This window comes from Olleya namhaensis, from assembly GCF_900114005.1.
Lineage (GTDB): Bacteria > Bacteroidota > Bacteroidia > Flavobacteriales > Flavobacteriaceae > Olleya > Olleya namhaensis.
Genome location: NZ_FORM01000003.1, coordinates 353,474 through 376,053, shown reverse-complemented (window position 1 = coordinate 376,053; position 22,580 = coordinate 353,474). Strand labels below are relative to the sequence as shown.

Below are 22,580 nucleotides of genomic sequence, written 5' to 3'. Positions count from 1 at the left end.
TTGAAAATTTTTAATTTTTTTTTTTTTTTTTTTTACAACCACACAACCACACAACCACACAACCACACAACCACACAACCACACAACCACACAACCACACAACCACACAACCACACAACCACATAACCACATAGTTATACTGTTAAAAAGTTTTAGAAGACTGATTTATAAAAACTTTTGTAATAAAAAAGTTTTTATTTTTTTATTATTCATGATTTTACATAAAAATATGATCGATTTCCGATTTAGAACAACATCATTACCTTTTGCATTAGCATTAAGACTGCATACATTGCTTTAAATGAATGATTTATATTTTAGAAGTCGATTTAATACAGCCTAGCATCTTAGTTAGTCAAATAATTAAATAACCTGTTATTAGGTAGATGAGATAGTGAGTATGAAAAAACGATTTACAGTAAAAGCTAATAAAAGTAAAGCATAGTGAAATTATAAGATATAAGACCGTTTTTTTTGCAAGTTTATTTATGTTCCTTAATAAAGATAACTTTGGGTTTATGTATGATTTAGAAGCTTTCAATGGGCTACCTAAAATTATATATTTCGCTCTGATGGAAGATAATTCACACCTCCTAAAGATTCTATAGAACTAATTATCATACTGTATTCGATTAATTACTAACCTAAAAATAGGTAGCTTCAGAAAACAGAAATGTGGTTTACTAAATGACAGCTATATTAGAATTTTGGAGTTATTAATGAGCAGTAATACAATATTGATAAATAAAAATAGAGCAACAACAATAGGATGTCTAATAACTTTTATTTATGGTAATGAGATTTATAAAAAAGGGTCTAAAATAGGCAGGACACTTTCTTTACAAGATAAAAAAAAACGTTTGTAATTTAATAATTAGGATAATCAGTTCTAAAAAAGAAAAGGTCCTGGAATTAAAAAAAGCACATGCTTAAATTTCAGGATTCATTTTTAACATCAGTACTAATAGCTCGCCAACTAATGGAACTTCTTCCAGAACTATTATTTGTCTAATTTTAGGATCGTCGTAAGCTGCTTTTGGGTTTTTAATAAATACTTCTGTTAACCTTGTAAAATTATAAACTAACATTTTATGGTGTATGTCATTTTCTTGGACATATTTAAACATGTAACCAAGTCCGGTAGCGAGACTAAAAAATAATCTTGTTATACGAGCATCTTCTAATAGAGGCTTGAATTTTTCGAATTTACTTTCCTCAATTTTATATTTACTTGTAAGTAAATTGGTTATAGTTTTCTTATTGTTCATTTTGTGCTAAACGGAGTATCTAATCCTAATGGTGTGGATTGAAATTTTTTAATTTATAAATAAGTATAGTCTGTTTTTGGTTAGACTTATGCACCAAAGATAATAAAAATATTAATAATGCGGACTAAAGTCCGCATTAAATAGTTTTACAAGAAGTTATTTTGCTATATGCAGGATATCAACAAAAAGATTTGCAATTATATAGCTAAAGAATGGGTGACTCCATCAAAATCTAACCGCAGCTTTGCTTTAGATAATAGTATTGACGAAAAAACTGTCAGGAAAATTCTAAAAAAGGAAGGCTACAGGATGCCCGTCAAAACACTTCAAAAGATTTGCGAAGCTAGAGAAATTAAAATTTCAGAGTTTTTTATTTTAATTGGGATGTAGTTTTTAATGAAATTATATTTCAAGATGGCTTTTATAGTCATTAAGCTTAAAAGCTTAAAATAGATTTTATGAAATTAAAGTATGACGATAGAATAATATCAAATAATGGGGCTTACCCAATTTTACATTAGATAGAAAACAATACATAGATGTATTAAGAAGTATTGTTGAGCGTTATGCGCTAGCTATAAACAATCCTTGAGGTGAAGGTAAATCTACATTTAGTAAAATATAGTAGCAAGGATTACTAAGTAATGATTAAAAACAAAACTTTAGAAATTTTTAATGTTTATTTTAATGTAAAGAGCAAAAGGAGAAGTATCTAAACTTATGGTTTCACTTAAGGACTAGCTAACCTAAAAAAGTAGAGGAATTAAAGCAGACAAAGAAAAAGGATAAAAATTAGACATTTAATTAGCCAAAACTCCTCAGTAAGACTCTAGATTGTAAGTGGTTTTTACCAGTTTTGAAGTTTTTCTTCTTTTCAAATTGGAGGTTTATTATTTCTCCAAACTTAGTTTTTTGTTCCAATTGATGAATTAAACCAATAATATTATTATAATTCCCTTCTACTGTGAACTCATATGTATTTATTATTAACTCATTTTTTGAAATACGATGTGGTTCTAAGAAGTTTATTACTTTTAAATTGTTTTTATCAGCAAAAATATTGATCGTTTTTAGAAGGTTGTTTTGAATGGATGAACCATCTAATTGATATTTGGTTAATAAGTCATCATAGTACACCTCTTTTTGTTTAAGCAAAGACAGTTGTTTAGGTGCGTTTTTAAACAATAATTCTTGCTTCTTTAAAGTAGTATATTGTTTTTTTTGATCGTAGGTCTTAGAGATTGCTAATTGATATACAATTAGTAACACTAATAAAAAACCTGAAATTAGCAATATGTTTTTAGTCTTGCTTGTCATTATGTATCTCAATTTTTATAGTAAAATCAGAATTAGAATTAGATGTAGCGCCATAGTCTTCAATATTTATTTTTACTACCCAGTTATTTTTTTCTAATTGACTTATCCAATTTGAAAACAATTTGCTATCATTTGATGTGCCTGATATTTTAATGATATCACCTTCTATTTTAATTTCTTTTTCTGTTTTGATGCGTTTTACTAAAGGTTGGTAATTATATTCTGAAAGCATAATAGATTTCGGTAGACTATGAATAATTTCATTCACATAAAACGAACTTCTTGACCCATTACTTTTAAGTAAATCATCTACCATTTTTTGCTTTTTAGAGACCGCTTCGTTTAGAGTTACAATTTTAGATTTTGTTGATTGATTAACTGCAGAAATTTGTGTTAACTCATTAACGCTATTAAAATAATGGTTAAACACTAAGAAATTAATCAATAATCCTAACAAAAGAAATAATCCAGCAAATTTTAAAAATTGTTGGAAAAAACGATGTTGCTTAAAACTGCCTAATAGCAGCTCTTTATTAACGTTAAAATTAGTCTCAGTAACATCTATCTTTAATATTGAGTTTAAAGCGCCTGAGAAGCTCAGTAAACAAGTGTTAGAGACTGATAATCCATTTAGACTATAGCTTTGATTGGCTAAATCATCATTTTTTTCAATTTTAGTTATTAATTTATCTTCAATTAAAATTTTAGAATTTGAAGAGTAAATTTCATTAGTTTTAATAAAAGACTTTATGACTGAAATTACAGAGTTCCCAATAGAAACCGAAATAATGAAAATATTGTTTTTTTTGTAATCCTCTATAATTTTTTGAACATAACTCTTTCTGCATAATGATATAAAATGAGTGTTTTTTTGAGAAAACACTTCATATAAAAAATCATCAATATTGATATTAGGAAAAGCTTTGTAGACTAGTTTTAAAGCATCTTTTTGCTCGCTTTCAATTTGTTTACTTAAAACTTTATCGTTATTAATTATTAAAAAAGCGTGTTGGTTCTTTTTTATTATTTGACTAGCCTCTTCAATAGTGTTAGCTTCAAAAGCAGTTTCAATATCTAATTCTTTTTTCGAGTGTTTTAGAATTGTAGATATAATAATGTCATTACCATTTTTTGTAGTATGTTCTATACCACAAAAACGGTTTCCATATTGGAGATATGATAAGACTTTATTGATCATTAATAGATAATAGTAGGTTTGATTAATACAGTTAATTTTGATTTTTTAGCTGTTCTTGTGCGCTTGCTAAATAACCATTTGATAATTGGTATCCTAGCTAAAAAAGGAACTCCAGATCCTGAATTATTTTTCATGTTTTCCTCTAATCCACCTAATATAACTATGTCTTGATCTTTAACTCTGATAATTGAGCTAAATTCTCGTGAACTAATATCTGGTGGCGCATCTTCAGCAATACGACTTCCAAAACTAGATTGTACCACAAAAATATCTAACGTGACTTGTCCATCTCCTGAAACTAACGGTTTTATTGTCAAACCTAGTTCTGCATCAATGGGTTGGTAGTTTGTGATTTCTGAGGTTTGAGGATTGTCCGTCCCATAGATATTACGTTGTGTAACTGCGTAGTAAGAGGTTTGGCCATTAGAGAACGTTGCGCGATGACCATTTAACGTTGATAGTTTAGGTGTTGATCGCACTTTTAAATTCCCGTTACTTTCCATTGCTTTTATGGTTGCAAAAAAGTTGGGTACTAATTTTCCTAAATTAAAAGATCCAAAGCCATCAAAGCCTCCAAAGACTTTATTTAAGGTGTTTGCGCTTAATGTTAAATCTGTTTCAGGAAAAATAGCTCCATTTGTGGTAACTGGCTCATCACCTATTCCCCAACTGACGCCTGTATCAATTACGGATGTTTTATTGACCTCAATAAGCATTACTTCAATTAAGATTACAGGAACAGGCTTATCAATTTTATTAATAAATTTTTTAAAACGCTCAACACTTGCGCTTGGTCCGCTAACGTAAAAACTGTTTAACTCGTAATCTACTTTTACGTCTAACCCGTCTTTTAATTCATCGGGAAGAATGTTTACTAAAGCTTCTGCTTTACTACTGTAATTATTGAAATTTTGATTAGAGTTTGTGTTTAATTGCTCTCGGTTTCTATTAGTGTTATTATAACTATCAAATTGATTATTTGAATTATTAAAATTTGTTGAGTTAGTATTGGTATTTCTACCTGCACTTCTGGTACTTGTGTTTCCTCCAGAAGGATCGGATAACAGCTCTACAGAGCGATGTTGAAGGTGAATAATTTCAACTTTACGAATGCTTAATTGATTTTCGTTTCCAAAATAGTATATGTTTTCTTCTTTTTTGAAGTTAAATCGTTTAATGCTATTTACTGATTTTATGTTTGGATTTTGAGTTGTTTGATATTTTGATGTTGAAATCGTTTGGATTTCAAATAGTTTAGTTAATAATTGATCAAAGTTTATGTTTTTCGCTTTAAAAGAAGCAAAACCAGCTTCGTCTAAAGGTGTTGCGGTAAAAAAATCTATTTGTAGCTCATTAGCTATATCATTTATTATATCCTCTATTGCTGTATTTTTAAAGTCTACATCTAAGAGTTTCTGCTCTTGATTAATTACTTTAAAAAAGAAATTAGATTGTCGTCTTCTTTTAGGTCGTTGTGATTGTTGATTTGTGTTTTGAGGGTTTGGGTTTGGACTAGTTAATTCAGTGTTTTCTTCAAAAATAAAGAAACCATCCTTAGACTGATCTACAAAAAGGTTGTTCGCAAATGCTAATTTATCCATTGCAGATTCAAAAGCTGTTTGTTGGATGTATGCGGTTAAAGTTTTGTTTTCTAAACCAGGTGAGAATACTAGGTTTTTGCCCGATTCGTCCATTATTAATTTAAAAACATCATATAAATTATCGCCTTTAGCATCGATAGAAATAGAGTTGTTATCTGGATTGTATTTAATTGGGATTTTACGTTCTTCTTTTTGTTCAGGTTCTTTCTGAAATTGTTTTATAGATAAAATATTTCCTGTAAAATCTACCGTCAAATTATATTCTTTACATAAAAATACTAGTAAATCAGATACAGTGACATCTGTAAAATTATTCGCTATATTAATTTCACTTAATTCTGGGGCAACATTGATATTTACTTTGTGTACATCCGAAACGGCTAATAAAAAGTTAGACAAAGTGATGTTTGTAACATTAATTTCTGTTTTAACATATTCTGTCAATCCAACAGTTTCTGTTGACAAAATGGTTAATTGATTTTTTATGTTTTGAATTCGCTGCTCCTTTGTTTGAGCAGATGAAAAACTAAACCAGAGTAAAGTTATAAGTAAAAGTAATTTTTTCATATTTGTTAGTCGGATAATAAAGCGTAAACTTCTTCAATAGAAGTTATTCCTTTTTCTACTAGTTTAAGTGCGTTAATTTTTAGTGTAGCAATTTTGTTTTCTTTTAAATAACTATCAATTTCTAAATCGTTATGTTTTATATTATTTACAAGTGTTTTCGTTATTGGTATAATTTCATATATAGCTTTTCTTCCAAAATAACCTGTGTGGTAGCAAGTATTGCAACCAACAGGTGTGAAATGTGTTTTTAAATAGGTTGGAACTTCAAAATTTGAAGGAAACAAATCTATAGATGTGGTCTTTTCTGTTTTACATGTATTACAAAGCTTTCTAACTAATCGTTGTGCCACAGTAGCATTAAGCGTGCTTGCTATTAAAAAGGAAGGTATATCCATATCAATTAATCTAGATATAGTTGCCCAAGCAGAATTGGTATGTATTGTTGATAATACTAAATGGCCAGTTAGCGCTGCACGAATTGCCATATTCGCTGTTTTACCATCTCTTATTTCTCCAACCATAATAATATCAGGGTCTTGTCTTAAAAAAGTGCGGAGTGTGCTTGCAAAATCAAGTCCTATATTTTCTTTCAATTGGACTTGATTAATACCTTCAAGTGTGTATTCTATAGGATCTTCTATTGTTAAAATATTTGTTTGATCATCATTTAACTGTTTTAAGGTCGCATATAGTGTTGTGGTTTTTCCTGAGCCTGTTGGTCCTGAAATTAATATAATTCCGTTTGGTTTTTTTACTATTTCTTGATAAGTTTTTAGTTCAGCTTCCGTAAATCCTAAGTCATTTAAATTAATATGATTAGCGTCTTTACTTAAAATACGTAACACTAATTTTTCGCCATGTAAAGTAGGAAGAGAAGATGTTCTAATGTCAAATCCTTCATTGCCAGTACTTACTGTAATACGTCCATCTTGTGGAAGGCGTTTTTCAGAAATATCCAAACCAGCTTTAATTTTTAATTTATTTACTATGACTGGGTAATCTTGTAATGATATAATAAACTGTTCTTTTAGCTTACCATCTATTCTAAGTCTTACGCGGCATTTGTGTTCATAGGGTTCAAAATGAATGTCACTACTGCCTATTTTTTTTGCAGTAAACAATAGCTTCTCTAAGAAATCTGACGTGTAATGGAGATCTTCTGTTTGGTTAGCATTTAATTGTCTGAAATTTGTACTTAAATACTGATCAATGTTTTGAGAATCTTCTTTTAAAATTCGAATGTTTTTATTAAGAACAATTTCTAATTCTTGCTTTAATGAGCTAGACGTGTCATCTGATTTTAATGTTAATACCCCATCAATATGTCCGTTTGGAATCACACGGTAGTGATATGCCTGCTCACTTGTTATAAGTTGCAATAGGCTAGTGTCAATATTAAAATTAGTTTTCAAATTAAAAGATGTAAAGTGTTGGTAAAATACCAATCCAATGAGACAAAAATGTTAGTCCGAAAAATAGGCTTAAGTAGCCCGCTAGTGGCACGGTTACTTGTTGTTGTTGTTGTTGTTGTTGTTGTTGTTGTTGTTGTTGTTGTTGTTGTTGTTGTTGTTGTTGTTGTTGTTGTTGTTGTTGTTGTTGTTGTTTATGATTTAAAACGAGGTGTATTATTAAGGAGAATAATAGGCCAAATACAAATAGTATTATGAAAGTAATGCTTGGAAAAGTAAATGATAATGCAAAAAAAAGAAGAGCATCACCTAGTCCAAAGGTGTTTTTAATTGAAGTTTTTAGTTTAAACTTTGAATATAAATATATGACTAAAATTAAAGAAGTTGTAAATAGTAAATTTATTATTAAACTTAACAAAAGTAATTCTTCAACTATGTTGTTATAGCTTAAAATAGCTGAACATAGTCCAATTATTGGGAACAAAAACCAATGTACTAATCGTTCTTTTTTGTCTTGCCAAAATATAATACCAAATGTGGTTAGTAGCACTAATTTAATTACTAACATTTTAATCTTTTACAGTTTGTTTAGGACTACCATTTTCATCAATTTCCCATACATTAAAAATACCATCTCCATCAAAATCAGTTGTTGCTGTTGCACGTGCTTTGTAGGTATTGTTCGTTGCATTTAATATCTCATACTGATAATTAGAGGTTCCTCCATTTTTTTCTGTTTTAGGCGCTTCAAAATCTAGTTCATTAATATCAACGGTGTATTTAGAGTACATGTATCTATATGTAGTTTGAGAATTAGAGAGTGCTTTTAATTGTAATTGGGCCTCCATGCTTTTTGCTTTGCTAATCAAAGGCATTAAATTTGGTAAGGCTAATAATAATAGGATTCCAATTATTACTAATACCACAAGTATTTCTTGAAGATTATAAGCTTTTAGTTTAATTGTGCTTTTCATTTTAAGTTTTAAAAATTGAAAAATAATAATGAATAGTGAATTTTGGTCATAAAAGACCTTACCGATGGTAAATGGTTCCCTTATCATAAGTAAGAGAAAACTAAAGAAACCCTTTATTTAATGCCGATTTAATTAATTCATCATCATCTTTATTTGAAGTTCCAAACAAATCTTTAAGCTGTCTTTTTCTTTTTTCAATACCTCCAACAGATAAAGGGACCGTTTTGCTTAATTCCTTTGTTTTTTTTCCTTTTGATATTTCAAATAATAAAAGCTTATCTGTTTTATCTAATATAATTTTACTGGAAATATTTTTTCTTAATAGTTTTAATATAGTATCACTATAAAAAGGTGCTTCGTTTAAGATGGAATTTAGAGCACTACTTAAAACTTCTTGGTTAACATCTCCCTTAAATAATAAACCGACGGGGTTAATGTTTTGAAGTATATTACCAAGAGTAAATAAATCATAATGCCCAGTAATCATTACAATTTTAGTGTCCTTGTATTTTTTAGTAATATAGTTAGCAATATCTTCTCCCGATTTAAATTTTCTGTCTTTGGATGGCGGTATTCTTACGTCTAAAAAAACAATATCATATATATTGTTTTCTAGAAGATCTAATGTGCTTTGACAGCAATTGCTAGAATTGATTTTTATTTTATAGTTAGGATTTTTATTTTCAAAAATCTCTAAAGAACTAGTGTATGCTTCTATTATTAATGGATGGTCGTCAACTAATAAGATAGATGTGGTTTTAGTCATAAATGTAGCGAATATTATATGGCTTTTTTCTAAAAGCGAAAAGGTGGTTGTCTGCCAAATTATTTATTATCTAGGTCTAAAACAAATTTTTTGTAAGAAAAATACTTTTTTTTTAAAGATTGTATTTTTTTGTTGAATCAATTTAATAGTGTTTATCTTTTATTTACTGATGACTCAAAGTAAGGTGTTTCCTTAGTGATTGTAAGGTTTAAATAATTTGATTTTAGTTAGTGTAGGTTAGTTTTACTGCAAAATTATTTAATATGAAACCATTTTTATTTTTAATTGTTTTAATAATTACGTTTGATGTGTCTAGTCAGAATAATCCAATTTCGGAGTATGTAGATCATTATTCAAATGTAATCCCAGAGACACCAAATGCTGCTGCTTTTATGACTTATGGTAATACAAGTGTGAATTATTCTAAAGGTTCACCAGATATAAGCATACCTATTTATACTATGAGTATCGACGGTGTTAGCGTACCAATAAGTATTTCTTATGATGCCTCAGGTATAAAAGTTGATGAAATGGCTAGTGTTGTTGGTTTAAAATGGCGACTAAATGCTGGAGGCGGTATTTTTAGGGCTATTAATAATGAGCCAGATGAAGGGAATACAGGATGGACGACTAATAATTGGACGTCGAGAGATAATGATTGGTATTATGACAATCCGATAAGTTTTTATGGGACACAAACATATTTAATGAATAATCCAATAGATCACTCACCGGATAGTTTTTCTTATAATTTTGGCAGCTATTTTGGTAGTTTTATTTTTAAAAGAAAAGATATTAATACTATTTTAAAAAACAGTAATGATAATTTATTAATAACAAAGGGTGAATCAGAAGGTGCTTTACTTCTACAATCATTTTTAGCAAAAGACGTGCAAGGAAATACGTATAATTTTGGTGGATCACAGGATAGTAGAGAATTAAATTCAAATGCGACTATTAATGGCTCTGGAAACTCTATAAGTGTTGATAATCAAGATTATAATTCTAGTTGGTTATTAAAAAATATAACGTCAAAAAACAATAGGCAATTAAATTTTGAGTATATAGAATATGTTATGGATTATACACTTTTCCACAGATCGCAAAGTATTAAAAGGCAAAATTATAAAAATCCTCAAGGGTATAGTAGCGGTTTAAGCTGTGCGCAAACTAATAGTACCGGTGATGCTTCTGATGGTACTTATTCTTATTTTAAATCAACAATATCAACAATTAATACTCCTAAGAATAAATTAGTTAGTAAAATAACATCGGAAAAAGAAGAGGTTCGTTTTATTTATCAAAATCATATGCCTCCATTTATTCCTGAGGGTAATAATATATGGGGAAAAAAATTAGCAAGAATTGAAGTCAGAAACCAAATTAATCAGGAAATTATTAAGGTAGTTAATTTTGTATACAACACTTATGATGGAGATCCAAGATTAAAACTTAAAGAAGTTAATGAGGAGAATCCTTTAAATGGAGAAATAAAATCGCATTATAGTTTTAACTATAATGATAATTACGATTTACCTGTAAAGCAGTCTTATTCAAGAGATTATTTTGGTTATTACAATGGTGCGCCAAATGCATCTCTACTAATTCCATTCTCTGCTCAAGCTTATGCTAAATTACCTTTATTATATAAGAAGCAACTAGCGGATAGGAGACCTTATTTGGAATATTTAATTTCTGGAAATTTAGAAGAAATAATATATCCAACTGGGGGGAAAACTACGTTTGAATATGAATTAAATACTGAGCAAAGCGAAGTTGGAGAATATAGATATATTAAAGACCAAGTTGGGGTAGATGGTCAAGATTTTAATTATCAAGTTATAGGTAATAAGAGGGTCTTTAGTAAGCCCTTTACAATTCCTGAACATATTTTAAATAATTCGCAATTGAACAATGCGAATATAATTGTAGATTCTGAAAATGATTTCTCAAATTGTAATTCTAACGAAGGTCTTGTAAGTATAGATTGTAGTAAATATGCTATTTATGAAAGAATAGGGGGGCAAAAAGGAAACCAAGTTGGTAGCGATAGATTAGCAGGTTATGACATCTCTTTATTGCTAAATCCTGGTGATTATTTCTTAGAATTAAGTGTAGATGAATCTGATTATAATATAGAGCCTAATTTACAAATAAACGTAAACTTTAAATGGGTATACAATATTGAAGGTGCTAATGGAGAGTTAATTAGAGAGCCTCATTATACTGGAGGGTTACGTGTAAAATCTATTGTTGATACCAATACAGACAATACTGAGTTTAATAAAATCTCTTTTGAATATGCTGGATTAAAAGGACTGGTTTGGAAAGAAGACCTTGTTAATAAAACAAATGATTATAATTGGACTACATCTTCAGAGATTTTAGCACACAATAAACTTCTTAAATCTGGTCATTTCTATGAGCATGTTATTAGTAAAAAAGGAAATGAACAAGATCCTTTAGATATTGATCCTTTTTTCGTGCAAGAATCACATGAGCAACATTTTTTCTTTGAGCAAGAGCATGACAATGCTAGTTTTAAGGGTAAAAAATCTAAAACATTCTCATATGATAGTGATAATAGACTGTTAACTAAAGAATTCTATCTGTACGAAACAGACAAACATGATAATTATTATAACATACTTGGAGAGCTTAATTATTGCTATAATACAAGTAGTACTACAAGTGGTATTGGTTATGGTCAACCACAAAATGTAAATTTTGCACAATTTGAAAACAGATTAATAAAAAGCATAAGCACTCAGTACTTTTACCCTCAAGATTCTGATTTGATCTCAGGTGTTATTACAAATGCTAATTCTTATCAATATAACTCAGATGAATTAATTTTTCAAAAGACTGACGATTATCAACTAAAAGAAAATCAAAATATTGATTATTATGATCAAACTAATTATTCGACAGATTTAAATAATAGAAAAATCATTACTAGTTATACTTTTCCTAAGGGGTATCAAAGTAATAGTATTCTTCAAAATTTAGTGAACACTAAAAACTTATTATCTATACCGATAAGCATTATTGTTAGTGAAAATGGAGAAAAACTGCAAGGAAGTTTTTTAGAGTATGATATTACTGGAAATATAAAACATCTATACAGTTATAATAAAGGTCAAGGTTCTAATAATTCTTCACAAAACTATATTCCTAATAATTACGATTTAAATTCTACGTATAGCTTTGATGTATTTGGTAATATAAAAGAAGTTAAAAAAGAATCAGGGGGATCGATAAGTTACATTTGGGGGTATAATAGTATGTATCCAGTAGCTAAGATAGGTAATGCTAGTTATGCTGAGATAGAAAGCATATTAGGTAACAGCTTTACATTAAGTGTTAACGGTTTAACAGCATCCCAAGAAGCAGCTTTAAGGGTGGGGCTTCCAAATGCCCAAATCAGTACTTATACCTATAGACCTCTAATAGGTGTTACCAGCGTAACAGACCCTCGCGGTAATACTATTTACTACGATTATGATGCGTTTAATCGATTAAAACAAGTCAAAGATAAAGACGATAATATTCTAAGTAAAAACGATTATAATTATGCTAACCAAAACTAAATTAGATATGAAAAAGTTACTATACACTTTAGCAGCCTTATTAGTGTCCAATTTTGTTTTGGCACAAAGCGGTAATAAAAATTATGTAAAAACGACCAGTTTTAATCAACCGGTAAAAAATCAAGCAGAGATTGATGCTTTGCCGGATTATGATAAATCTGAGAGTATAATTTATTACGATGGTTTAGGGCGACCGGAGCAAAAAATTATATATAGATCAGGCGGAGGGTCTAGTGTTTCTCAAAACAACTTTTTAATTAACGATTGGTCTACTGGAGGTTATAGTAGCTCTTTTTATAGGCCTTCAGGACAAGTAGGAGAAAACGATGTTGTTGACGGTGTGTCTCCATTTGGTGATGCTAGCGTATTATGGGAGTGTAATAATGATGCTGCACGTAATGCAGATGGAGGTTGGAATACAGCCTATTTAGGTATTGATAATACAAAAACGTACCGCTACACCGTTTGGGTAAAACGAACAGGTAATGTTGCTAATGGTAGGACTTATCATGGGACAAGAAATGTAAATAACTTAAGTGGTACGTCCAATTCAAACCCTTATTTTTTCGCAGGTAATTTACCTCAGGCAAATAAGTGGTATTTGATGGTTGGTATAATTCATCCACATAATTTTTCAGGAACAACCAGTACGGGAGAAAGTGGGGTTTATGATATGCAAGGAAATAAGGTAAAACCTGGTAACGAGTTTAAATGGCGTTCAAACACCACGTATTCAAATTTTAGAAGTTATTTATATTACTGTACGGATACAACTGCTAAGCAATACTTTTGGAACCCTGTTTTGCAAGAGTTTAATGGCGAAGAATTTACATTAGCAGAAATCCAAAATACAGATCAAGTTCTAAGTAGTGGTTCTAAAGATATTGTTGTTCCAATTAAATATGATGATTATGGAAGACAAGATAAAGATTACCTACCTGTACCTGTTAGTGGTACAGATGGCTTGTTTAGAGCAAATGACTTAGTGATAAATGATTCTGAGAATTATTATTTAAATCACTTTGAAGAGGATTTAAACCCTAGTGCAGTCAATGTTTTTAGTCAAAAAAGTTTAGAAGCTTCACCATTAAACCGTTTGTTAGAGCAAGCAGCTCCAGGAGAATCTTGGAGGTTAAATAGTACCAGTGATACCGATAATACTATAAAATTTGATTATCAAACTAACACCGCTACAGAAGTATCTCAATTCTCAGTCAATTTTCTTCAAGGAAATCCAGCTACACCACAATTAGTGTACACTACTAAATTTGGAGCCAATCAGCTTTATAAGAATATAACAAAAGATGAAAACTGGAAACCAAGTGATTTAAAAAATCATACCACAGAGGAGTTTAAAAATAAGCAAGGCCAAGTGGTCCTTAAGCGTACTTATAATCAAAATCAAAAACATGATACGTATTATATCTACGACCATTTTGGTAACTTAACCTATGTTTTGTCACCAGAAGGTACTCAAGCTATTGAAAATGCTTCAAATAGTATTAGTCCAACAGTCTTAAATAATCTATGTTATCAATATAAGTACGATTACCGTAACCGATTAATTAATAAAAAAATACCAGGCAAAGGTTGGGAGTCAATTATCTACGATAACTTAGACAGACCTATATTAACACAAGATGCGTTGCAAGCTAGTAAATCACCTAAAGAATGGCTGTTTACTAAATATGATGCTTTTGGAAGAGTTACTTATACAGGGATGTATAAAAATAATGGTACTAGAGATGGTTTACAGATTGCTGTAAAAAATCATGCAAGTAACAATTCTAGTTTGTTATATGAGGACAGAAAGACCTCTGCTGCTAGTCCAGATGCATCAACAAATTTGTATTATACAAACAGAGCGTTTCCTACTAACCCAGCAAAAATCTATACTATTAATTATTATGATGATTATAACTGGGATACCGGTAACGATTTAGAAGCGTCTTATGATTTTGGAAACCCTTCAACGTTAACTAAATCTAATGCAAGTTATACAAAACCAAGCAGTTCTAGTGCTAGTTGGAATGCAGGATTTATCTCTTCAAAAACAATAATGGGAGATGGTTATATCTCTTTTAAAGCAGCACAATTAAATAAAAGAGTTATGGTTGGCTTAACCAGTTCTAGTAGTCCTAATTCAAACACACATTATAGTATTGATTTTGCTATTCATTTAGGGTACCAAGGAAATAGAGTAATTGCATCTGAGTCTGGCACTTGGAAGTCTATGGGGGTGGTGACCTACGAAGTGGGAGATGTTTTTAAAGTAGAACGCTCAGGAAGTCAGATACTATATAAAAAAAACGATGAAGTATTTTATATTTCATCAGCAGTCTCTGCTGTAAGTTTAAAAGGAGATAGCTCATTTTTTGATCCAGGAACTAGGATAGATAATGTGTTTATTGGTCACTCTCAAGAAGGACAAGCATTTACAAGTCAAACAAAAACATTATCTACAGGAAGTAAAGTACGTGTTTTAGAAACCAATAATTGGACAACAACAGTAAGTTATTATGACGAAAAAGCAAGGCCTATTTACTCAACATCTAATAATACATATTTACAAGTAAATGAAGCTGTAACTAGTAAAATAGATTTTAGTGGTAAGGTCCAAAAAACACATCACACGCATATAAGAGATAAAGATGCACCAATAGTTACTGTTGATGAGTTTACTTATGACCATGCAGGACGTTTATTAACACAGCAACAACAAATCAATAAATTTGACAAAGAGTTGTTAGTAAAAAATAGTTATGATGACCTTGGTCAATTAGTAAAAAAACAAGTAGGAGGTAAAATTCAAGAATCAAATAGTTATAGTAACGTCAGTAATAATCTAGAAGTAATAGGTAATAGCATTACTAAAAAAGACACGGATACAACTTACTATGCTTGGGATGCTGGATTATCTACCACGCAATCCATCCCAGGTGACGGTTATTTATCTTACACCATACCAAAACACAATAAGTACTTAATGGTAGGGTTAACCTATGCAGACATTAATCAAAGTTATAATTATATTCATTACGCAATATATCATAATAACGGAATAGTAAAGATTTATGAGCTGGGAAGCAATATAGGTGTTAAAACAACCTATGTTATAAATGATAGTTTTAAGATAGAACGTAGAGGGCAAACAATACATTATATAAAAAACGGAGAGGTGTTTTATACCTCGCAAGTCCCTTCTAGTGCAGGTGCCTTAATCGGAGATATTAGTATGCATAGTAAAGGAGCACAAATCAACGATTTAGTTATAGCTGGTTTAGAAAATGGATTACAAGATGTAGATTACGACTACAATATCAGAGGTTGGTTAAAACAAATCAACGATGTAGATAATATGTCTGATGATTTGTTTAGTTTTAAGTTAAATTATAACACGTCGGATTACGGTGCTACAACCTTATTTAATGGAAATATTAGCGAAACCATTTGGAAAACAGCAAATGATAATAAAGATCGAGCTTACACTTACAACTACGATGCTTTAAACCGTATTACAAATGCAGATTACCATGGTAGCTATGGATTAGTAGCTAACTTAGGAAAAATTGAAGATTACTCAATGAGTATTTCTGGCTATGATAAAAATGGTAATATCACAGGATTAAGAAGAGTAGGACTAATAGAACTTCAAAATAATATAGATTTAATAGATGTCTTAGACTATACGTATGCACCACTAAGTAATCAATTAGAAAAGGTAAATGACAATGCTGGAATTGATGGATTTAAAGATGGACAAAATACAGGTTCTGATTATCAATATGATATTAATGGTAACATGGTTAAGGATTTAAATAAAGGCATTCAGGATATCAGTTATAACCATTTAAATTTACCGGTAACTGTTTCTATTGAATCAGGAGAAGATAATGAAGGTAAAATTTATTATATTTACGATGCAACAGGAGTTAAATTGAGGAAAGTTGTAGATAACGTACATTCTAATGATGTAAAAGCGACAATGTACGCAGGTAACTTTATATATGAAGATCATGAAGATCAAATTATGCTAAAATTCTTTAGTCATACAGAAGGATATATTCAGCAAAAAGTAGAAGGTAAGTTAGATAAAGGAATTGATTATGTCTATCAATTTAAAGACCACTTGGGGAATATAAGGTTAGCCTATAGTGATATGGATGATAGTGGCGATATTGATGTTAAATCAGAAATTATAGAAGAGAATAACTACTATCCCTTTGGCTTAAAACATAAAGGATATAATAACGTAATTAATGGTACTGACCATAAGTATGGATTTGGTGGAAAAGAAGAACAAGACGAATTAGGTCTTGCTTGGATAGATATTACTGCTAGAAATTACGACCCAGCTTTAGGACGTTGGATGAATCTTGATCCGTTGGCGGAACAGATGAGAAGACATAGTCCTTATAATTTTGGTTTTAATAACCCTATTTATTTTCAAGATTATGATGGTATGGCTCCGCAAGGTCCAGATGATGTTATTATTAAAGGAGAAGGGAAACAAGATGCTCTAAAACAATTACAATCAACAGCAGGTAACCAATTTGAATTGTCAATTGATAATGACGGTAATCTTGGATACGAGAGAGTTGCAGAAGAACCATTAACTGAAAATCAACAAAGATTAATTGATTCTATAGATGATTCATCTGTAGTTATTAATTTAGAAACAACTAAAACACATAAAGCTGGCGACGGTTCGGGAGTTATTGTCCCAATTGAACGATTTGGTGGAAATAAAGATACAGGTAATGTAAATGCTGAAGGTAAAAATATAATTGAAGCAACTCAACATATTAACACTGTAAGTAGTAAAAGATTAGATTTTTATTCTGGAAACGAAGGGAATACTGCTATACACGCTCTTACTGAAGCTCACGAGGGAGCTAAAATATCCCAAGAAAAAGGTTATAAATCTATTGGTACTTCCAATAGTAATAAAGTAAGTAGTGAAGTGTACAAAGAAGCCCACCAGAAAGCAGTTAAACAATTATCGAGTCCAATACTTAAAGATAATTTAGATGGAACATCTACTTATCGTCAAGATGGTGGTAAAATTATAACATTCCCAAATAAATAATCATTATGTTGAAATCAAAATTTCTTTTTCTACTTATTTTAAGTATATTTTCATGTAAAGAAAATCATAAGTCTATAAATAACCAAAATATTAATGCATATAAAATCGATAATAAAACAGACCAACTATTCCAAGTTAAAAAAATAGATTCTACTTTAGACACCTATTTGATTTATGCTTTTAAAAGTGGTCGATACCATAAGATTCTATCAGAAAAGCTAACTTCAATAAATGATTGCAGAGAAATTAAATTATATAATAATTATAATTTTAACCTCGATACACTTTACATCCAAAGTGGCATTTATGAACATGCTGCAGGAATTGAAATAGGTGATAAGGAGGTCGTTTATTTCGAAGGCGATTCTATAACTGTTCTTTACAGTTCGAATAATATTAAAGGTTTATGTATTATTGATAAAGAAGGTAATGGGTGCAAATCTTTAAAACCGCGATAAAAGTGTTCCCAGCTAGCGCTCGTCTGTGACGAGTGACGTATAGAGTAAGAATATAAAAAGAAAGCTTTTACAGCAATGTAGAGGCTTTTTTTTGAGTAGAAAACGGTAAAACCCTGCTAGCGCTCGTCTGTGACGAGTGACGTTATGAGTAAGATATTATAAAAGCTTTTACAGAAATGTAAAAGCTTTTTGTATTTTAGGAGTATGAGGAAATACAAGTTTTATAACAAAGCCCCAGCTAGCGCTCGTCTGTGACGAGTGCCGTATTGAGTAAGCATAACAATTTAAAACCACGATTTAGGAGTTGTGGTTTTTTAATTATAGGGTTTTTAGACCAAAGGTGCGTTTAGTTTTGTTACTCCCCAGCTAGCGCTAGTTTGTAACGAGTGCCATATTGAGTAAGCACAACAATTTAAAACCACGATTTAGAAGTTTTAGTTTTTTAATTACAGGGTTTTTAGTCCAAAGGTGCGTTTAATTTCATAAGTAAAACTAAAGACTTCTTTAGACTATTTAAACGCACTTACGTGATATTTAACACGTACTATGGCGCATCACACTAGTTCTATATTTGTCAAACATTCTAGTTATAACTCTGCAAATCATGCCTATTTTTAATTATATATAGCATTATTAATAATAAATTTCTATAAAAATAGATTATACTTTAAGACAGGTCATAAGGTTATTTACAATATTTTTTTAGAAGGCATGTTTGGAAATAAAAAAATAGAATTTGGATTAAAACAAGCAGCTACACCTTATAACGTCAGTTGTAAACTAATTGTATTAAGGCTTTTTTTTAAAAATATACAAAGTAGCATGTTTATAGTTGGCTTTATGTTTTCCTAGATGTAATTTTAAATTAAAAAAATAACATATAGTAAGGTCTTTCCTTTTAATAAGTAAGGTTAATTAAAATTTTATTTTTGAGAAAGTTGATAGTTTTATTGTTTAACTATAATTTAACTATTAATGAAGAATACAATTTTATTTTTTTTAATGTTTTTTTTTGCAGATAATGTTTTTTCGCAAGAATTACCAAATATAGTTCCACCTAGTCCAGATGTTTCTGCATTAGCCCAATTTACTAATGTTCCCGTATCTCATTATACAGGTCTTCCTGATGTGTCAATTCCTTTTTTTACTATTAAACAAAAAGGGGTTACAATTCCAATAGGACTTAGTTATCATGCTAGAGGGGTTAAAGTTTCAGAGATAGCTCCACAAACGGGTATGGGTTGGTCATTACGTTATGGAGGAAGTGTGTCTAGACAGGTAAGGGGTAAACCAGATGATACTGGTTTTCAATTTGGTTATTTTTCTAATAAGAATAGTTTTATAAATTTTTCATCTAATGAAAATGCTCGAGATTTAGTAAGTAGTCATGAGATAATGGATTCTGGATACGATTTTTATCCAGATCAATTTAGCTTTGATGCCGGTGGATCTTCGGGTAAGTTTGTTTTTGATTACATGGATTTAAAACCTGTTGTTCAGAGTTTTGGAGATGTTAAAGTTGCTTGCGTAAGGGATGATAATGGTCGAGGGAAAATAATTTCTTTCTCCATAATAGATACAAAAGGTAATACTTATTATTACGGTATTTCTAAAGATCAATTAAGATTCGCATATGATTATCAAACTTCTACAGGTAAATCAATTGGTGTTAACACTGTTGTAACAGATCCAATTTCGCAAACAGAAGTAGTCTATAATTCTTGGAAGTTGATGGATGTTTTGACGCCATATGGAGAATTAATTAGTTATTTTTATGAGCCTAATACGACTTCTTCATATTATAATAAAAGTTTTGATTCTCATAATGCGAGTTCAGCAAATTCCGTAGGTAATTTTTCAAATATTAATGAAATAAAAACCCGACTTTCATCTGTTGTTAGTTATGAGCAAAGATTGTCTAGAATTGAGTTTAATGGCGGGAACGACAAAATAGTATTCTCAAAAAGCTCAACACTAAGAGAAGATTTTAATGGTTTTGCATTAGCTAAAGTTTCATTGTATAATGATAATAGTCTAATTAAGTCGTTTAATTTGAATTATTCTTATACTCAAAGTTCTGATGAGACAAATTTGTTGTGGTTTTTTAAATCTGATAATATAGAAGCTCAAAAATATTTTAAAAGGATGTTTTTAAGTGAAATTCAAGAAGAGGGTATAGGAGGGGATAAATTACCTCCGTTTGAATTTATTTATGATTCTCAAGTTCTCCCTAGTATTTTCTCATCAAGACAAGATTATTGGGGGTATTATAATGGCGCTACTGGAAATGGGCCATTTACTAGGTTAGTTAATTATGGGCATTACAATGTTAATAGGCGTGTTGATACTTTAAAATCTGAAGCAGGTATTCTTAAAGAGATTAAATATCCTACAGGCGGTAAGGCTAAGTTTACGTATGAACATAATATTGGGCGTTCTTATTTGGCTTCTAAGCTTTATTTACCTTACATTAACCCGCAATCTAATGACGTTTCTATATCCTTAACCAAAGCAGATTTTCAATATAATAATTCTTCGGGGTATTCACCGTTATCTATTCCAGTGCCTCCATCTACTAACGTAAGCTATAGATTTCAATGTTTGCATTTAAGAGATTTTGACGCTCCTTCTGATTTACCAGACTGTCTTTTTAACTTTAGAGTTAATAATGCGGGACCGTATACAAATGAAACTATAAACATAAATTCTGGTAGTAATAATTCTTCAATCATAAGTGTTTTTGCTCCTAATTTCCCTAATGTTGATAGGGATTTACATAGAAATAGGGATTATGATTTTAATATTGTAATAACTTATAGTCCTATTGAGAATGATTTTTTATATGGTCCTGGAAAAAGAATAAAAAAGATAGAGAATATATCAGAAAATAGCACTGTACTTATTAAGGAGTATGAATATGTGTTTTCTGACGATGACCAATTAGGTGCTTCAGCACCAAGCGGAGCAATTATCGGTTTTCCCGCCTTTATAAATAAAGCTAATGAAAACGATCCGACAGGTGTAACCTTAACTAAGTATTACGATGCTTCAAGTGCTTATAGTAGTTTTCAGCCAAACACTATTGGTTACTCTCATGTTATAGAGTATTTAGGAACTAAATCTAATAATATAGGAAAGACAGAATACTTGTTTACTAACAAGTCTGATTCAGGAGGTGATTATTATGAATTTCCTTACCATCCACCAACCGATAATGAATGGTTAAGGGGGAAGCCGATAAGAGTTAAAACTTTTAAAACAAATCAAAATAGCAATTATGTATTACAAAGTGAGGTTTATAATAAATACCAGTATGGAGGAATAGAATATAATTCAGATTTTGAGTATTCAGGTAATTTTCAAATTAATGGTTCTCAAAACCAAGGATTCCTATTTACTCCGTCGGGGACTGAGCATGATTGGAATGAGAATATAGTAAATGGATATGTAAAAAATACGACTCTTTTTAAATTACCTTTATTTATGAATAGAAGGTTATATGATGGTAGTAATATTAATAATGATAGTGATTGGGGGTATAGGATTTATCATTTAACAGGTGGTGTGTTAAATTTAAAAAGAAAAGTGGATAAAAAGTATTACCAATCAGGAACCTTTGAAATGGTAACTAATTATGGTTATGACTACGATAAGCATTATCAAGTTAAAGATATGGAGGTTAAAGATAGTGAAGACAATTTTTTGAAAACTATATATTTTTATCCTAAAGATAGAGATGATATTTCAGGTTTAACACCAGATGCATATAATGCAGCTTATTTTTTGTCACGCGAAAATAGATTTGAAATATTACAAACTGACGTTTATAAAAACAGTTTAGAATTATTATCTAAACAAAGAGTGAATTTTACTAAAGAAAATAATTTAATTTTAGTAAATAATATTCAAAATTCTAAAGGAGACGATCCTTTGCAGCCTAGAGTTGTTTATCATAAATATGACTTGTTAGGTAATCCCTTGGAGTTGAGTAAGTCTGACGGCACACATCAAGTTTATATTTGGGGTTACAATGGTCAATTTCCAATAGCAAAAATAGAAAACACTACCTATTCCGCAATAGAGAACTTACCAAGTTTTGGTTTGGACTTTGAGATCACAGAGAACTTAAGTGCAATACAAGAGCAAGAGTTACGTAGTTTATCAAACACCATGGTATCCACTTATACCTATAGACCTCTAATAGGTGTTACCAGCGTAACAGACCCTCGCGGTAATACTATTTACTACGATTATGATGGGTTTAATCGATTAAAACAAGTCAAAGATAAAGACGATAATATTCTAAGTAAAAACGATTATAATTATGCTAACCAAAACTAAAT

Annotated in this window: 13 protein-coding genes; 5 read left to right on the top strand and 8 right to left on the bottom strand. The window is 30.3% G+C overall.

The genetic code is table 11. The features are described 5' to 3' along the window. Positions 1-929: 929 nt before the first annotated feature. On the bottom strand, positions 930-1,268 hold the full coding sequence (locus BMZ09_RS07200; RefSeq protein ID WP_090838940.1) for a hypothetical protein: 339 nt from the start codon (positions 1,266-1,268) through the stop codon (positions 930-932). A 168-nt stretch (positions 1,269-1,436) separates the two neighbouring features. Here BMZ09_RS07200 and BMZ09_RS07195 point away from each other — a divergent pair, with 168 nt between their 5' ends. Continuing rightward, positions 1,437-1,658, top strand: a complete 222-nt coding sequence (locus tag BMZ09_RS07195; RefSeq protein ID WP_090838938.1) for a helix-turn-helix domain-containing protein — start codon at positions 1,437-1,439, stop codon at positions 1,656-1,658. Positions 1,659-2,072: 414 nt separating this feature from the next. Here BMZ09_RS07195 and BMZ09_RS07190 read toward each other — a convergent pair whose 3' ends face one another. The 7 genes from BMZ09_RS07190 to BMZ09_RS07160 all read right to left on the bottom strand — a co-directional run bounded on the left by BMZ09_RS07190 (position 2,073) and on the right by BMZ09_RS07160 (position 9,100). After that, positions 2,073-2,585, bottom strand: coding sequence for a hypothetical protein (locus BMZ09_RS07190; protein WP_090838936.1), 513 nt, complete (start codon positions 2,583-2,585; stop codon positions 2,073-2,075). Then, a complete protein-coding gene (locus BMZ09_RS07185) occupies positions 2,569-3,783 on the bottom strand; it encodes a PilN domain-containing protein (RefSeq protein WP_090838934.1) in 1,215 nt (404 codons plus the stop codon). The genes BMZ09_RS07190 and BMZ09_RS07185 overlap by 17 nt, the downstream gene beginning before the upstream one ends. Then, a complete protein-coding gene (locus tag BMZ09_RS07180; RefSeq protein WP_090838932.1) occupies positions 3,783-5,951 on the bottom strand; it encodes a type II secretion system protein GspD in 2,169 nt (722 codons plus the stop codon). Before BMZ09_RS07180 ends, BMZ09_RS07185 begins: the two co-directional genes overlap by 1 nt. A gap of 5 nt (positions 5,952-5,956) precedes the next feature. Continuing rightward, positions 5,957-7,363 carry a GspE/PulE family protein gene (locus tag BMZ09_RS07175; RefSeq protein ID WP_090838968.1) on the bottom strand — a complete coding sequence of 469 codons (1,407 nt, stop codon included), beginning with the start codon at positions 7,361-7,363 and terminating at the stop codon, positions 5,957-5,959. A 1-nt stretch (position 7,364) separates the two neighbouring features. Beyond that, positions 7,365-7,928: a hypothetical protein gene (locus BMZ09_RS07170; protein WP_090838930.1), complete on the bottom strand. Its 564-nt coding sequence runs from the start codon at positions 7,926-7,928 to the stop codon at positions 7,365-7,367. A gap of 1 nt (position 7,929) precedes the next feature. Continuing rightward, the gene (locus BMZ09_RS07165) at positions 7,930-8,334 is read right to left on the bottom strand and encodes a prepilin-type N-terminal cleavage/methylation domain-containing protein (protein ID WP_090838928.1); all 405 of its coding nucleotides are present in this window, start codon (positions 8,332-8,334) and stop codon (positions 7,930-7,932) included. Positions 8,335-8,434: 100 nt separating this feature from the next. Further along, positions 8,435-9,100: a response regulator gene (locus tag BMZ09_RS07160; RefSeq protein ID WP_090838926.1), complete on the bottom strand. Its 666-nt coding sequence runs from the start codon at positions 9,098-9,100 to the stop codon at positions 8,435-8,437. A gap of 263 nt (positions 9,101-9,363) precedes the next feature. Here BMZ09_RS07160 and BMZ09_RS07155 point away from each other — a divergent pair, with 263 nt between their 5' ends. The 4 genes from BMZ09_RS07155 to BMZ09_RS07140 all read left to right on the top strand — a co-directional run bounded on the left by BMZ09_RS07155 (position 9,364) and on the right by BMZ09_RS07140 (position 22,578). After that, entirely contained in the window at positions 9,364-12,690 is a 3,327-nt protein-coding gene (locus BMZ09_RS07155; protein WP_090838924.1) for an RHS repeat domain-containing protein, read from the top strand. 7 nt (positions 12,691-12,697) lie between these two features. Next, positions 12,698-17,779, top strand: a complete 5,082-nt coding sequence (locus tag BMZ09_RS07150) for a DUF6443 domain-containing protein (RefSeq protein ID WP_177183516.1) — start codon at positions 12,698-12,700, stop codon at positions 17,777-17,779. Between the two features lie 5 nt (positions 17,780-17,784). After that, positions 17,785-18,237: a hypothetical protein gene (locus BMZ09_RS07145; RefSeq protein ID WP_090838919.1), complete on the top strand. Its 453-nt coding sequence runs from the start codon at positions 17,785-17,787 to the stop codon at positions 18,235-18,237. Positions 18,238-19,212: 975 nt separating this feature from the next. Beyond that, on the top strand, positions 19,213-22,578 hold the full coding sequence (locus BMZ09_RS07140; protein ID WP_090838916.1) for an RHS repeat domain-containing protein: 3,366 nt from the start codon (positions 19,213-19,215) through the stop codon (positions 22,576-22,578). Positions 22,579-22,580 lie beyond the last annotated feature (2 nt).